The sequence below is a fragment of the Amycolatopsis sp. CA-128772 genome, assembly GCF_002904295.1.
GTDB lineage: Bacteria > Actinomycetota > Actinomycetes > Mycobacteriales > Pseudonocardiaceae > Amycolatopsis.
This window is the reverse complement of sequence record NZ_PPHG01000098.1, coordinates 117,457-130,663: the sequence shown is the minus strand read 5'-3', so window position 1 is coordinate 130,663 and position 13,207 is coordinate 117,457. Positions and strand designations below refer to the sequence as shown.

The window sequence follows — 13,207 nt, the reverse complement described above, 5'->3', positions numbered from 1 at the left end:
AGGCCGGTTGCCGGCCCTTCCGTTGCCCGGGCCGGGCGGCCAGGAGTACCGTTCACCATGCGGACGCATCGTCTCATAATTTGAGAATGAGGGGTGGGCTATGGCAGGGAAGGACGTTTACACCCACGGCCACGCCGAGGTCGTCGTGGCGAGCCACGCCGCGCGCACCGCGGCCAGTTCGGCGGCCTACCTCCTGCCGCTGCTCCGCCCCGGGCTGGACCTGCTCGACGTCGGCTGCGGACCGGGCAGCATCACGGTCGACCTCGCCGAAGCCGTCGCGCCCGGGCGGGTACGCGGGGTCGAGATCACCGAAGATCCGCTGCCCGCCGCCCGGGCGAACGCCGCCCGGCGCGGGGTGTCCGTCGAGTTCGCCGTCGACGACGCGTACTCGCTCTCCGATCCCGACGACAGTTACGACGTCGTCCACGCCCACCAAGTGCTCCAGCACCTGTCCGACCCCGTCGCCGCCCTCCGCGAGATGCGGCGGGTGACGCGCCCCGGCGGAGTCGTCGCGGTGCGCGACGCCGACTACGGCGCGTTCCGGTGGTGGCCCGAGGACCCGCGGCTCGACCACTGGCAGGACCTGTACCGGGCCGTGGCCCGCGGCAACGACGCCGAGCCCGACGCCGGCCGGCGGCTGCTCGCGTGGGCTCACGAGGCGGGGTTCACCGAGGTCACGCCGTCCGCTTCCGTGTGGTGCTACGCGACCCCCGACGAACGCGCGACGTGGGGCGACATGTGGGCCGAGCGGATCCACTCCTCCGTCGGCCGGATGGCCCTCGACCGCGGGCTGGCCACGCAGGCCGACCTCGACGCCATCGCCCGGGCGTGGCCGGAGTGGGCGGCGCACCCCGACGGCTGGCTGATGATCCCGCACGGAGAACTGCTCGCCCGCGCCTGAACGCCGGCCGGGCCACTCCCTTTCAGAGCCGCGAGACCTGGTAGTGGGCGATCAGCCAGCGGTCGCCGGCGCGGCGGACGACGACGCTCAGGTGCACCGAGAGCGCCGGCCGGTCGGTGAAGGCGAAGGTGACACTGGCGTAGCCGAGGATCACGTCTTCGGCCAAGCGGCGGGTTTCCACGATCCGGTAGTCCGCCGTCATGCCCAGTGGCTGGGAGGCGTAGTACGCCGCCACGCCGGTGCGGCCCACGCTGTACGGGTGGAGGCCCTGGAAGATGGCGTCTTCGGTGAAGACGTCCGCGACGCGCTCGGGCTCGTGCGCGTCGACCGCCGCCTTCCACGCGTCCAGCACTCCGGTGAGGATGTCCATGACGTCAGTGCCCCGCGCTCTGGCCGCCGTCGACGTGCAGGATCTCGCCGGTGACGAACGGCGCGCCCTCCAGGTAGACGACCGCGTCGACGATGTCGCCCGGGTCGCCGATCCGCCCGACCGGGTGCAGAGCGGCCAGGGCTTCGTGCGTCGAAGCCGGGTGCATCGGGGTGCGGATGATGCCCGGCGACACGGCGTTCACGCGAACGTTGCGCGTTGCGTACTCGACGGCCAGGGACTTCGTCACCGAGTTCAGGCCGCCCTTGGTCAGCGACGCCAGCGCCGAGGGCACGGCACTGTTCGCGTGGTCGGCCAGGCTGGTGGTGACGTTGACGATGTGCCCGCCGCCGACTTCGAGCATCGCGGCGATCGCCCGCTGGGTGACCTCGAAGAAGCCGCGCAGGTTCACCCCGGTCACCAGGTCGAAGTCGGCGGCGGTGTAGTCGGTGAACGGCTTCGCAACGAAGACGCCCGCGTTGTTGATGAGCGTGTCGACGCGGCCGAACGTGGCGAGGGCCTGGTCGATCACGTGGGCGCCGACGGCGGGATCGGCGATGTCGCCGGCGACGGCCAGGATCCCGGCGTCGCCCGACGGGGTGATGGTGCGCGAATTCGCGACCACTGCGTAGCCGAGCTTGCGGTAGGCCTCGACCAGGGCCGCGCCGATGCCCTGCGAAGCGCCGGTGACGACCGCGACCTTTTGGGTGCTCATTTCCGTGGACCTCCTGGGGATGTGCGTTACGAAACCGATCGTGTGCCGGACCCGGGCGCTTCGCCACGACCGGTTCGCTCTCACTTGGGAGGCGCAACCTCCCACCGCACTAAGCTGCCGTTATGGAGCTACGCCAGCTTCGGTACTTCGTGGCCGTCGCCACAGAGCTGAACTTCGGCCGGGCCGCCGAACGGCTGCGCATCGCCGGGCCGTCCCTGTCCCAGCAGATCAAGGCACTGGAGCGCGACCTCGGTGTCCGCCTCTTCGACCGGGACCGCCGTTCGGTCCGGCTGACCGAATGCGGGGAGTCGCTGCTGCCCCAGGTGCGGGCGCTGCTGGAGCAGGCGGACGAGCTACGCCGGTCGGCCGCGGGGATCGCGGCGCGTGAGCCCGTGCGGCTGGGTTACGTGAACTGGCGCCCGGCCGACCTGCCCGACCGGGTGGCGGGCGTCGCACACCTGCACGTCGACACGTGGGTGCTGCCTTCGCACGCCCAGCTGCGCCGGGTGGCCGACCGGAGCATCGACCTGGCGATCTGCTGGGCACGGGCCGCCGACCTGGCCGAACTCGGTCTGGAAGCCCGGCTGCTCGGCGCGGACCGGCTCTACGCGGTGGGGACCGGGACCGCCGAGGTCGCGGCCCGGGACGTCGTCGTGCTCGTCGACGCCGACACGGCCAGCTGGGCGTCGTGGAACGCCTACGCCGAGGAGTTCGCCCGCGCGACGGGCGCCGAGGTGGTGCACACCGAGGACGGGGGGTCCACGGGCCCGGCGCTGTTCGACCACGCCCGCCGGCTGCGGCGCCCGGTGCTCAACAACCCGAAGGGCCAGACGACCCCGGCACCGCCGGACCTCGGGCGGCGGCCGGTGGTCGACCCGGCGCCGTGGTGGACGTGGTCCCTGGTGTCCCGCCGCGACGAGACGCGCCCGCCGGTCCACGCGACCATCGCGGCCCTCACCCGGGACGTCGGCTCCCTGGACCTCGGCGCCGGCTGGCTGCCCGCCGACGACCCGCACGCGGCCGAACGGGTCCGGCCCGCCTGACTCAGCCGGCTGCGGCCAGGCCTCGAAGCTGGGCGAACGACTGGCCGACGGCGTCGCGCAGCTCGAGGTCGCCGTCGGCGTCGACCCAGCGGCGGAACGCGACCCGGTACACCGCGGAGCCGGTTTCGGCGGCCAGGTCGGCCTCGGCGGCGCCGATGCCCCGCCGCCGGAGCCCGTCGGTGAGCGCGGCCGTCATCCGGGCGAGCTTGATCAGTTCGCGTTCCCGGAGCTCGGCGTTGGCCATGATCACCGTGTGCCGCTTCCGGGCGAGCTCACGGTCGTCTCCGGTGGTGCCGGCCATCGCCGCCAGCGCGGCCGCGACGAGATCCAGCGCCGACGCCGTGGCGGGCGCCGCCTCCAGCGCCTTCTCCTCCAGCTCGGCCGCCACGTCGAAGAGGACCTCGCGTTTGTCGGCGAAGTGGCGGAAGAAGGTCCGGGCGGTCACGCCGGCCCGTCCGGCGATGTCGCCGCGCTGCGAGAGGACGAACAGAAGCAGCTGGAAGTGCTGCGCGCACAGGGGCGGGTCGGCGCCCACCAGGTCTCCCCCGCCCGGCGGGCCACGTCGATCGAGGTCGTCGCCACTCCCCGGCTGCCGCGGAGCTCGCCCACCGGGCGCGATCGTGAGCCGAGCGCCGGTTCTCCCACGGCCGACGGAAGCCGAGGCGCATCAGGCGGCCGCCGGTCCGGTCTCGGCCTGGAGCGCGGGGCCGAGGAGGAGCCCGCCGTCGATGACGTACTCCGACCCCGTGACGAACGCCGCGTCCGATGAGGCGAGGAACAGCAGGAGGCGGGTGACGTCGGCCGGCTCCCCGAGCCTGGGGACGGCGAACGGCTCGGGTGAGTAGAAGTCGGCGATGGCCGCGACCGCGCCGGCTGCCGGTTCGTGGATGAACGGCGTCGAGATCACGCCGGGATGGATGGCATTCACCCGGATGTGGTCACGGCCGAGCTCGAGCGCCGCCGTCCGGGTGAGACCTCGCACGGCCCACTTGCCGGCGACATACGGCGCGTAGTGCGCCGTGCCGCCCAGGCCCATGGTCGAGGCGATGTTGACGATGGCTCCCCCTCCGGCACGGCGCAGAGCCGGGGCGGCGACCTTGATGCTGAGGAAGGTCCCCGTGAGGTTGACATCGAGGATGCGCGACCACGTGGTCAGGTCCGTGTTCTCGATCGTCGCCGGCGGATTCTGCACGCCCGCGTTGTTGACCAGCACGTGCAAGGCACCGAAAGCGCTTTCGGCGTCCGAAACAGCAGCCGACCACGAACTCTCGTCGGTGACGTCGAGGCGGATGAAGCGAGCGCGGGTCCCGAGCTCGCCGGCGAGAGCGGCGCCGCGTTCCGCGTCGATACCGCCGATCACCACGTTCGCCCCTCCCGCGTGAAAGGCGCGCACGTGGCTCGAGCCCTGGCCACCGGCGCCGCCGGTCACGAGCACGGTCTGGTTGTCGAAGCGGGGCATGGATGTTCCTTCGGGACGGGCCAGTGGTGAGCCGGTCGACTCACCATGTCTTCGACAGTAGGTCGGCGCCGATGGCGAGTCAAGCCACTCACCTCGTATGCTCGGTTCATGAGCAAGGCCGTGACGACCTATCACCAGCGCGTCGCCCAGGAGAAGCGCACGCTGATCGTGACGGCCGCGACCGCCCTGTTCCTCGAGCTGGGCTACGACCGGACGTCGCTGGCGCGGATCGCCGAGCGCTCGGGCGTTTCGCGGGCCACCTTGTTCAAGCAGTTCCCGACCAAGGCGGCCCTGTTCGACGCCATCGTCACCGAGTCGTGGTCGACCGCCGACGAGGAGACGCCCCCGCCGGCGGGCAACGTCGTCGACGGGCTCGGCGTCATCGGCCGCCGGTACGCCGGCCTGCTGGGCCGGCCCCGGATGACCGACCTGTTCAGGATCGTCATCGCCGAGCTGCCGCGCTTCCCCGAGCTTGCCCACGCGCAGTTCTCGCACGGCAAGATGCCCTACTTCGAGTCCGTACGCAGCTACCTGCAGGCCGAACACGACGCGGGAACGGTGCGGATCGAGGACGTGGACCTCGCCGCCACCCAGTTCCTGGGCATGATCTCCAACTACGTCTTCTGGCCGACCCTCCTGGTGCCGGGCTGGGAAGTGAGCGCCGAACGCACCGCGCAGGTGGTCGACGAGGCCGTCCGCACCATCGCTGCCCGGTACGCATCGGACACGCCATGGAATTGAGGCACTGGGACGGCTCGAAAATCGGCTGGGACCAGGAGGAGATGCGTCGGCACAATCGCGGTGCGTTTCTTCGCCTGGTGCACCTGAGCGGCGGGATTTCGCGGGCCGAACTCGCGCGGCAGATGAACCTCAACCGCAGCACGATCAAGGCGTTGACGGCGGAACTGAGCGCGGCGGGCCTGGTTCGGGAAGTGGCGCAGACGGACAATCGGCACCAGGGCCGCCCGTCGCTCGTCGTGTGGCCGGAGACCCAGCGTTTTCACGTACTGGCCTTCGACGTCGCGGTGGACCGGTTGGTCGCCGCCCGGATCGGCCTCGGCGGTGTCATCCTGGACCGCCGGGTCGCGGCCCGGCGCCGGTCCGGAGCCGATCTCGACTACGTGGTCACGACGCTCGCCGAGCTCGGCCGCGAGCTGACCGAGGCGGCGCCGTCGACGTCGACGTGCGTGGGGCTCGGGGCCTCGTACTGCGGAATGATCCGTCCCGGCGACGGGACCGTCCGGTTCGGCCCCGACCTCGGCTGGGTCGACCAGGCTTTCGGCGCCGAGCTGGCCCGGCGGCTGGGGCTGGGGCTGCGGGTGCCGGTGGGGAACGAGGCGCATCTCGGAGCACTCGCGGAGCACCTTCGCGGGGCCGGGATGGGGGTGCGGAACCTGGTCTACCTGCACGGCGACGTCGGCGTCGGTGGCGGGATCATCGTCGGCGGCACGGTGCTGGACGGCGACGCGGGGTACGGCTGCGAGCTGGGCCACATGGTCGTCAACCCGCACGGCGGACGACCGTGCGGCTGCGGCTCCAGCGGGTGCCTGGAGGCGGAAGCCGGTGAACGGGCGCTGCTGGACGCCGCCCGCCGGCCGCCGGAGGTCTTCGGCCGGGACGCCGTGCGGGCGGTGGCCGCCGACGCCGCCGCGGGCGATGCCGCCGCCCGGGACGCGCTCGATTACGTCGGGGATTGGCTGGGTATCGGCGTAGCCAATCTCATCAACCTCTTCAACCCGGCGGTGGTCGTCTTCGGCGGAATGTTGCGGGATGCGTACGCCGGCGTATTGCCGCGGGTACGTGGTCGCGTCGCACGCAATGTGCTGCCGGTGGCGAAGGAAGAAGTGCGCCTGAGTGTGTCGGCTCTCGGGGACGACGCCACCCTGATCGGCGCCGGCGAGCTCGGATTTTCGCAACTGCTGCACGATCCGTTGGGCGAAACGCCCCGGGTTTCGCCGGCCGCTGGGTGATCCGGGCGCGAAACAGCGGCCGTCGAGGTCACGGCCGGACGCCGCAGCCGAACAGCACTCCGGCCGTGGCCGCGTAAGGGGCCGATCCGCGCCGGCGGGACCGGGCGGCAGTGCTTCGCCTCCCAGCCGACCCGCCGGGTCAGCTCGCCCGCCTCGGCCGCCGCCGCCGGGGTGCTCCGTCTCGCCCCGGAGCGGGCGATGCCGACGAACACCTGCGGCAGCAGCACGAACCGCAGCTTCCCGGCCGCGACCCACCGCGGGAGCTCCGCGGCCGGCGGCGCGGGGTCGAAGCCGAGACAACCGCCGAACGGCGCGACGGCGGCCCGGCGACCGAGTCGGCGCTCTCCAAGACGCTTCCCGACCGCACCGCGGTGCCGGCGACGAAGGCCGCCGGCCCAGCCACGACGGCGGCCAGCCCGATCGCGGCCGCGACGCGGGCCGCGCGCAGCAGGCCGCGACGACAGCGAGCACGGTGTACCGCAGCCACGGCAGCCAGTCCGGCGTCCGGTCGAGCAGGACGTAGGCGAGCACGGCCGTCCCCGCCACCGCGGCCGGCAGGACGAACCGGGCCCGGCCGGCGGCCGTGACCAGCCCCGCGGCGGCGAGGGCCGCGATCGCCGCCGCCAGCTCGGCGGTGTAGTACGCGTGGAAGATGCCGCCGGTGAAGGAAAAGACCGCGGCCCCGCGACCAGCCAGCCACCCCACAGCGCCCAGCCCGCCTTCGCCCGCGGCGAGGCCCCGCGAGCGCGGCACGCGGCGACGACCAAGGACACCAGGGCGAGCGGCAGCAGCCCGGCGATCTGCCCGCCGACCTCCGCGTCGAACAGCCGCAGCGGACCCGCGGCCCCGCCGAGGGCCGCGCCGACCGTGGCGCTGTAGCCGCCGCCGATGCCGGTCGTGCCGCCGACCAGCCGCGTGAGTCCGTTGTAGCCGAAGGCCAGCTGCCACACCGAGCCGTCCGTGGTGCTGCCGACGAGACGGCGGCGACGGCCGAGATCACCGCCACCGCGCTCCGCTCGCCCCGCCCCGCGGCCGTCACCGCCATGTTCCCTCCTCCGGTCACCGCAGGAACGCCAGGGCGCCTCGCCGCCGGAATCCTCAAGCTCCGGATTGAAGCGGGCGTCCACCCGTGGGCTGAGCGCGGCACGGACCGGTGCCCGGCCGCGGGCTCGCCAGCAGGGCGTTCGCGCCGACGGCGCCGTCTATGCTCGGCGCGTGGCGATCGACTCCCCCGCTCTGAAGACCCGCCGGGCCGCGCCCCGGGACTGGATCCCGCAGTGGTCGTCGACCGCCGCGCTGCGTGCCGTCCGCGCCACCCTGGTGGTCCCCGTCCTCTTCGCGTTCAGCATCGCGGTGCTCGGCGACCTGCAGGTGGCGACGTACGCCGCCTTCGGCGGGTTCGCCACGTTGGTCATGGCGTCGTTCGGCGGCGATCGGCGGGACAAGCTGCGCGCCCACTTCGGACTCGCGGTCACGGGCAGCGTCCTGCTCGTCATCGGCACCGCCGCCAGCGCGTCGCTGCCACTGGCGGCGGTCGTCACGCTCGTCGTCACCTTCCTGGTGCTCTTCGGCGGGGTCGCCGGCCCGAACGCGGCCGCCGGGGGCGTCGCCGCGCTGCTCGCCTACGTCCTCCCGGCCGCCTCCCCCGGCACGATGAGCATGGTGCCGGCCCGCCTCGGCGGCTGGTGGCTGGCCTCGGTGGTCGGCACCGCGGCCGTCCTGCTGCTGTCGCCCCGGTCCCCGGCCACGGCCCTGCGGGACGCGGCGTCGCGGGCGGCCGGCGCGCTGGCCGACCACCTGGACGCGGCCCTGCGCGACGGCGCGGACGTGGCCACCGCGCACGAAGCCGCCGTCGAAGCCAAACACCGCCTGATCGACGAGTTCACCGCGACGCCCTACCGCCCCACCGGGCTGGCCGCCGAAGACCAGGCCCTCGACACCCTGGTCGGCCTGCTCGAATGGTGCGCTTCGGTCATCGCCGACACCACGAGCGAGTACCCGGACCTCAGCGGGGCACCCGAGGTCGAACGGGAACTCCTCGCCGGAACCAGCGCCGGCCTGCGCGAGGTTTCCCGGCTGGTGGCGGGTCAGCCCAGCTCCTTCGACGCGGGCGAGCTGGACCGCCGGATCCAGGCGAGCGTGGAACGGTTGCGCGCGCTGGGATCCGGTGATCCCGGCTACGTCGAAGCGGTGCACCTCTCCTTCCACGCCCGCACCGGCGCCTTCGCCGTCCGCGAGGCGGTGACCGAAGCCCGCGCCGCGGTGCCCGGCGGACGACCGGCGCGCCGGCTCTCCATGGCCTCGCTCGCCCGGGTCGCTTCTCCGCACACGAGCCTGCGGTCGGTGTGGTTCGTCAACAGCCTCCGCGGCGCGGTGGCCCTGACCGCGGCGGTCGTCGTCGCCGGGGCCAGCGGCGTCGAACACCGGTTCTGGGTGGTGCTGGGCACGTTGTCCGTGCTGCGCGGCAACGCGGCGGCGACCGGGTCGACCGCGCTGCGGGCGCTGCTCGGCACCGCACTCGGCGTCGTCGTCGGTGCGGTGCTGCTGCTGGTCATCGGCACCAGCGCGCCCGCGTTGTGGATCGCCCTCCCGATCGCGGTGCTGGTCGCCGGCTACGCGCCGGGCGCGCTGCCCTTCACCGCCGGCCAGGCGGCCTTCACCGTGACGGTCTCGGTGCTGTTCAACCTGCTCGCCCCGGCCGGCTGGCAGATCGGGGTCGTGCGGATCGAGGACGTCGCGATCGGCTGCGCGGTGTGCCTGGTGGCAGGCGCGCTGTTCTGGCCCCGCGGCGCCAGGGCCGTGGTCGCCGACGACCTCGCCGACGCGTTCCGCGCCGGCGGCGCGTACCTGGCGTCGGCCGCGAACTGGGCGCTCGGCCTCCGCCACGACCCGCCCTCCCCCGCGGCGGCGACCGCGGCCGGCGCACGCCTCGACGACGCGCTCCGCGGGTTCCTCAGCGAGCAGGGCACCAAGCACGTCCCCAAGCCCGACCTGTGGCGGCTGGTCATGGGGACCGTCCGCTCGCGGCTCACCGCGCACTCACTGGCCGGGCTGCCGAACCCCCACGTCGACCCGGACCCGTTCCGCCGGCTCCTCGGCGAGCAGGCGGGCCAGCTCGCCGCCTGGTACGACCACCTGGCCTCCCGCCTGGACCGCACCGACCACGGTGACGTCCCCATGCTCGCGCCGCCCGCCTTCCCGGACCTCCTCCGGCAGCCCGGCGCCTCGGTGCGCGACCTCGCCTGCGCACTGTGGGTCCACGAGCACCTCAAGCACATCTCCGCCCGGCTCGCCGAACTCGTCGAGCCGGCCGGCGTGGTGGCGACCCAGCGCCACCGCCCTTGGTGGCGGTAGGCACCGACCGGCGCCTCAGCGCGTGACGGTGTCCACGGTGAACGCCGACGCCAGACCGGCCAGCCGGACGATCCGCTCGGGCGCCGAGCGTTCCGCGGTCCGCACGGTGACGGCCGAGTTCTTCCGCCGCGCGAGGACCGCGACGTCGAGCAGCAGCGCGACGCCGCAGCTGCTCAGGTACCGCAGGGCGGTGAGGTCGACGACCACCCGGCCGGCGGTCGTCGCTTCCAGCTGGGCGAGCACCGCCGGGCGGACCTGGCCGGTGGTCTCCAGGTCGAGGTCCCCGGTCAGGCCGAGGACGAGGACGCCGGGGTCCACTTCGGACACCGAGAGCGTGGCGGGAGCGGAGACCGCCGCGGGCACCGGTTCCGCCGCCCGCGGCGAAGCCGGGTCCGGGGCGATCCGGAACCGCACCGTCGTGCCGCCGCCGTCGCGCTCGATGGCGGTTTCCTCGGACACCGCCTCGATGATCAGCAGGCCACGGCCGCGGTGGCTGTTGTCGGCCGGTTCCGGGCGCCAGCGGCCGTCGTCGCCCGCGGAGGCCTCGACGCGACCGTCGGCGGTCCGGGACACCGAGTACCGCACCTCGCCGGCGGACGCGTGCTCGACGGAGTTGGCGACCGCCTCGCCGAGGGCGAGCACGAGGTCCTGGTGCGTTTCTCCGCTCAACCCGGCCAGCGCCGACCACCGCGCGACGTCCTCGCGCAGCCGCGCCAGCACCGCGGTCGTCGCCGGGGCCCGCTGCCGCAGGGGGGCCGGGAGGAGCCTGATCGCCAGCACGGCGACGTCGTCTTCCTGGCCGCCGTCGAGGAGTTCGCCGGTGACCGAGGCGACCAGCTGTTCCGGTCCCGAGGCCGCGGCCCGGGCCGCGGCGCCGCACAGCCGGCGCAGGCCGTCGTCGATGGGCTCCTCGCGGCGTTCGACCAGGCCGTCGGTGTAGAGGACGACGGACGCACCCGGAAGGAGCGTGGCCGTCTCCTCCCGGTAGGGGGTGCGGTCCGGGCCGCCCAGCACGCGGTCGCCGCCGGTCAGCAGCCGGGCCGTGCCGTCCTCGACGACGACGGGTGGCGGGTGCCCGGCCACGGCCCAGCGCAGCTCGCCGGTCCGCCAGTCCAGGGTGAGGCACGCGCAGGTCGTCCCGGCCGCGCATTCGGTGCGGGCGGCGAAGGCGTCGAGGCGGTCCAGCGCGGCGGCGGGGCCGTGCCCGTCGAGCAGGCTCGCGGCCAGGACGCTGCGCAGCTGCCCCATCACCGCCGCGGCCCGCGGGCCCTTGCCCACCACGTCCCCGACCGACAGCGCGATCCGGCTCTCCCCCACCTCGACGAGTTCGTACCAGTCCCCGCCGGTCTGGGCGTGCACCGCCGCCGGCAGGTATCGCGCCGAGGCCGCCACCCGCGCCAGCGCGGGCAGCTCGCGCGGGAGCAGGCTGTGCTGGAGCGTCTCGGCGATCTCGCGCTCCCGCTGCAGCAGCAGCTCCCGCTCGGCCTCTCGCCGGCGCCGTTCGGTGACGTCGCGGCCGATCGCCTGCACCCCGGACGGCGTCACCTGGATGCCGAGTTCCAGGGCGATCGGTTCACCGTCGGCCCGGCGCACGTGGTGCACCTCGGTGCTTTCCCGGACCAGGCCCGGCTCGGCGATCAGCTGCCGCCACCGCTCGGCGGCGTCGTCGTCGAGCAGGCCGGTGATCGGGGTGCCGATCAGCTCGTCGCGCGGATACCCCAGCAGTTCACAGGCCGCCGGGTTGACTTCGGCGAAGCACAGGTCGCGGTCGAGCACCCAGATCACGTCGGTGGCGCGCTCGACCAGCAACCGGTGGCGCCGCTCGCTGTCGCGCAGCGCGCGCCCGGCGTGGGTGCGCTGGATCGATTCCCAGCACCGGGCGACGATGAGCTCGACGAGCTCGGTCTCCGCGGCGGTCCAGTGCCGGACGGTGGCCTGGTGCACGGCCATCGCCGCGACGAACCGGCCGCCGCGCCTCAGCGGCACGCAGATCACCGCCCGGATGCCGGTCACCCGGTACGCGTCCAGGTCCGCCGGCGCGAGGCGCTCGTCGTGGAAGCTGTCGGCCACGACCCACGGCTGACCGGCGCGCATCGCCCGCATGCACCCGTCGCCGAAGGCCGACATCGCAAACCGGCCGGGCAGCGGCGGCAGCCCGGTCGAATGGTCGCCGCTCATCAGGAAATGGTCTTCGTCGTCCTCGGCTTCGGCGTAGGCGCACCGGTCCGCGCCGAGGTACTCCCCCAGGCTGCGGGCCGCGTACTCCATGACCCCTTCGGCGTCGTCCAGGTCCTGCATCCCGCGTTCGAAGCCGGTCAGGAACCGCTGCCGCCCGGCTTCCGAGCGCCGTTCGGACGCCGAGAGCAGCACGCCGCGGATCTTCGTGCCACCGGGCTGCCGTTCACCGACTTCCTGCAACCACACCGTGCGGCCGTCCCCGGCGATCCCGCGGAAGGTGACGTCGTAGCGGTCTTCCCGCCGGGCCCGCGCGTAGCGGTCGCGGTCCTCGGGGTGCACCACCGACAGCGCGAACGCCGGATCGGCCATCCAGGCCGACGGCGGGTACCCCAGCAGCGCGGCCGAACCGCCGGAGACGAAGGAATAGCGCCCATCGCGGGCATCGGCTTCCCACACGACGACCGGCAAGGTGCCGACGAGCTCTCGCAAGTACTCCGGTCCCATGCTCCCAAGCTTCCCGACGAAACGACGGCGTACCGACGACTCCATTCAGCCTAACGGGTGCCGGGCCGGGTCACCGGCTCAGCGCCGTGTCCGGCCACCACCGGCACGTCACACCGGCGACATCCACCGCGCCCGAGGTCTCGACCTACGACTACTGTGCGCATCACGGAGAGCACGCTTGGTACACGATCCATTCCGGAACCGGGCGCCGAAACGACGCTGGGTGGTCGCCTCCGGATCTTTCGATGCCGTCACCCCACCCGTTTCGGGCCGGTGTTCGCAGACCTCCTGACGCGCCGCGGCGGCGTTGCTAAATTCGGTCGGGGCGTTCGTGAATTCGTGGAGGTAATGATGAGGAAACTGCCGGCCTCGGCCGCCGCAATTGTGCTCTGCACCGTGTCGTTTCCGGCGGGATCGACGGCTTCCGCCGAGTCCGCCACGGCGACCGGCCGGGTCGTCGTGTTTTCCACGGAATTCCAGCAACTCGACACGTGGGAAGCTCCGGAGGGCTGTCATAAGCTGCCGGTCGCCGCGCACGTGCTGATCAACGAAACCGACGAAGTGGTCACCACCTACGGCGATCCCTTGTGCCTGACGCCGGGTGACTCGGTGCGACCGGGGTTCGGCACGCACGTCGCGCCGGGCACCGGTTCGTTCTCGGTCGGCGCGTGAGGCCCGGGGTCGATCTGGTCGTGGTCGGGCTGGGCCACGCCGGC

Annotated in this window: 12 protein-coding genes; 7 read left to right on the top strand and 5 right to left on the bottom strand. The window is 73.5% G+C overall.

Annotated elements, in window-relative coordinates:
• Positions 1-100: 100 nt before the first annotated feature.
• The gene (locus C2L59_RS45785) at positions 101-901 is read left to right on the top strand and encodes a methyltransferase domain-containing protein (RefSeq protein WP_103355840.1); all 801 of its coding nucleotides are present in this window, start codon (positions 101-103) and stop codon (positions 899-901) included.
• A 22-nt stretch (positions 902-923) separates the two neighbouring features.
• On the opposite strand, the gene C2L59_RS45780 is transcribed toward C2L59_RS45785, so the two are convergent.
• Together C2L59_RS45780 and C2L59_RS45775 are read right to left on the bottom strand one after the other, a co-directional pair.
• Positions 924-1,271, bottom strand: coding sequence for an SgcJ/EcaC family oxidoreductase (locus C2L59_RS45780; RefSeq protein WP_103355839.1), 348 nt, complete (start codon positions 1,269-1,271; stop codon positions 924-926).
• A gap of 4 nt (positions 1,272-1,275) precedes the next feature.
• Complete coding sequence (locus tag C2L59_RS45775; protein ID WP_103355838.1) at positions 1,276-1,983, bottom strand: SDR family NAD(P)-dependent oxidoreductase; 708 nt, start codon at positions 1,981-1,983, stop codon at positions 1,276-1,278.
• Between the two features lie 122 nt (positions 1,984-2,105).
• Between C2L59_RS45775 and C2L59_RS45770 the strand changes: the two genes are divergently transcribed.
• On the top strand, positions 2,106-3,026 hold the full coding sequence (locus C2L59_RS45770; protein ID WP_103355837.1) for a LysR family transcriptional regulator: 921 nt from the start codon (positions 2,106-2,108) through the stop codon (positions 3,024-3,026).
• A gap of 1 nt (position 3,027) precedes the next feature.
• Here the strand turns inward: C2L59_RS45770 and C2L59_RS45765 are convergent, their stop codons facing one another.
• Positions 3,028-3,561, bottom strand: coding sequence for a TetR family transcriptional regulator (locus C2L59_RS45765; RefSeq protein WP_233224081.1), 534 nt, complete (start codon positions 3,559-3,561; stop codon positions 3,028-3,030).
• Positions 3,562-3,693: 132 nt separating this feature from the next.
• Positions 3,694-4,455 carry an SDR family oxidoreductase gene (locus C2L59_RS45760; RefSeq protein WP_233224080.1) on the bottom strand — a complete coding sequence of 254 codons (762 nt, stop codon included), beginning with the start codon at positions 4,453-4,455 and terminating at the stop codon, positions 3,694-3,696.
• Positions 4,456-4,593: 138 nt separating this feature from the next.
• Between C2L59_RS45760 and C2L59_RS45755 the strand changes: the two genes are divergently transcribed.
• The 4 genes from C2L59_RS45755 to C2L59_RS50160 all read left to right on the top strand — a co-directional run bounded on the left by C2L59_RS45755 (position 4,594) and on the right by C2L59_RS50160 (position 9,809).
• Positions 4,594-5,226 carry a TetR/AcrR family transcriptional regulator gene (locus C2L59_RS45755; protein ID WP_103355834.1) on the top strand — a complete coding sequence of 211 codons (633 nt, stop codon included), beginning with the start codon at positions 4,594-4,596 and terminating at the stop codon, positions 5,224-5,226.
• Positions 5,217-6,455, top strand: coding sequence for an ROK family transcriptional regulator (locus C2L59_RS45750; protein ID WP_199199783.1), 1,239 nt, complete (start codon positions 5,217-5,219; stop codon positions 6,453-6,455). Before C2L59_RS45755 ends, C2L59_RS45750 begins: the two co-directional genes overlap by 10 nt.
• A gap of 645 nt (positions 6,456-7,100) precedes the next feature.
• The gene (locus C2L59_RS47315; RefSeq protein ID WP_146060535.1) at positions 7,101-7,334 is read left to right on the top strand and encodes a hypothetical protein; all 234 of its coding nucleotides are present in this window, start codon (positions 7,101-7,103) and stop codon (positions 7,332-7,334) included.
• Positions 7,335-7,670: 336 nt separating this feature from the next.
• Positions 7,671-9,809 (top strand): FUSC family protein, encoded by a 2,139-nt coding sequence (locus C2L59_RS50160; protein ID WP_103355832.1) that lies wholly within the window; start codon positions 7,671-7,673, stop codon positions 9,807-9,809.
• Between the two features lie 15 nt (positions 9,810-9,824).
• On the opposite strand, the gene C2L59_RS45740 is transcribed toward C2L59_RS50160, so the two are convergent.
• Complete coding sequence (locus C2L59_RS45740) at positions 9,825-12,491, bottom strand: SpoIIE family protein phosphatase (protein WP_103355831.1); 2,667 nt, start codon at positions 12,489-12,491, stop codon at positions 9,825-9,827.
• A gap of 351 nt (positions 12,492-12,842) precedes the next feature.
• Here C2L59_RS45740 and C2L59_RS45735 point away from each other — a divergent pair, with 351 nt between their 5' ends.
• Positions 12,843-13,163 (top strand): hypothetical protein, encoded by a 321-nt coding sequence (locus C2L59_RS45735; RefSeq protein ID WP_370444844.1) that lies wholly within the window; start codon positions 12,843-12,845, stop codon positions 13,161-13,163.
• Positions 13,164-13,207 lie beyond the last annotated feature (44 nt).

What these genes read in the sequence shown, in the direction of transcription:
- C2L59_RS45775 (WP_103355838.1), bottom strand. Translation starts at nt 1,983, where the DNA reads ATGAGCACCCAAAAGGTCGCGGTCGTCACCGGCGCTTCGCAGGGCATC.
- C2L59_RS45735 (WP_370444844.1), top strand. Translation starts at nt 12,843, where the DNA reads ATGAGGAAACTGCCGGCCTCGGCCGCCGCAATTGTGCTCTGCACCGTG.
- C2L59_RS45755 (WP_103355834.1), top strand. Translation starts at nt 4,594, where the DNA reads ATGAGCAAGGCCGTGACGACCTATCACCAGCGCGTCGCCCAGGAGAAG.
- C2L59_RS45750 (WP_199199783.1), top strand. Translation starts at nt 5,217, where the DNA reads ATGGAATTGAGGCACTGGGACGGCTCGAAAATCGGCTGGGACCAGGAG.
- C2L59_RS45740 (WP_103355831.1), bottom strand. Translation starts at nt 12,491, where the DNA reads ATGGGACCGGAGTACTTGCGAGAGCTCGTCGGCACCTTGCCGGTCGTC.
- C2L59_RS45770 (WP_103355837.1), top strand. Translation starts at nt 2,106, where the DNA reads ATGGAGCTACGCCAGCTTCGGTACTTCGTGGCCGTCGCCACAGAGCTG.
- C2L59_RS45780 (WP_103355839.1), bottom strand. Translation starts at nt 1,271, where the DNA reads ATGGACATCCTCACCGGAGTGCTGGACGCGTGGAAGGCGGCGGTCGAC.
- C2L59_RS45785 (WP_103355840.1), top strand. Translation starts at nt 101, where the DNA reads ATGGCAGGGAAGGACGTTTACACCCACGGCCACGCCGAGGTCGTCGTG.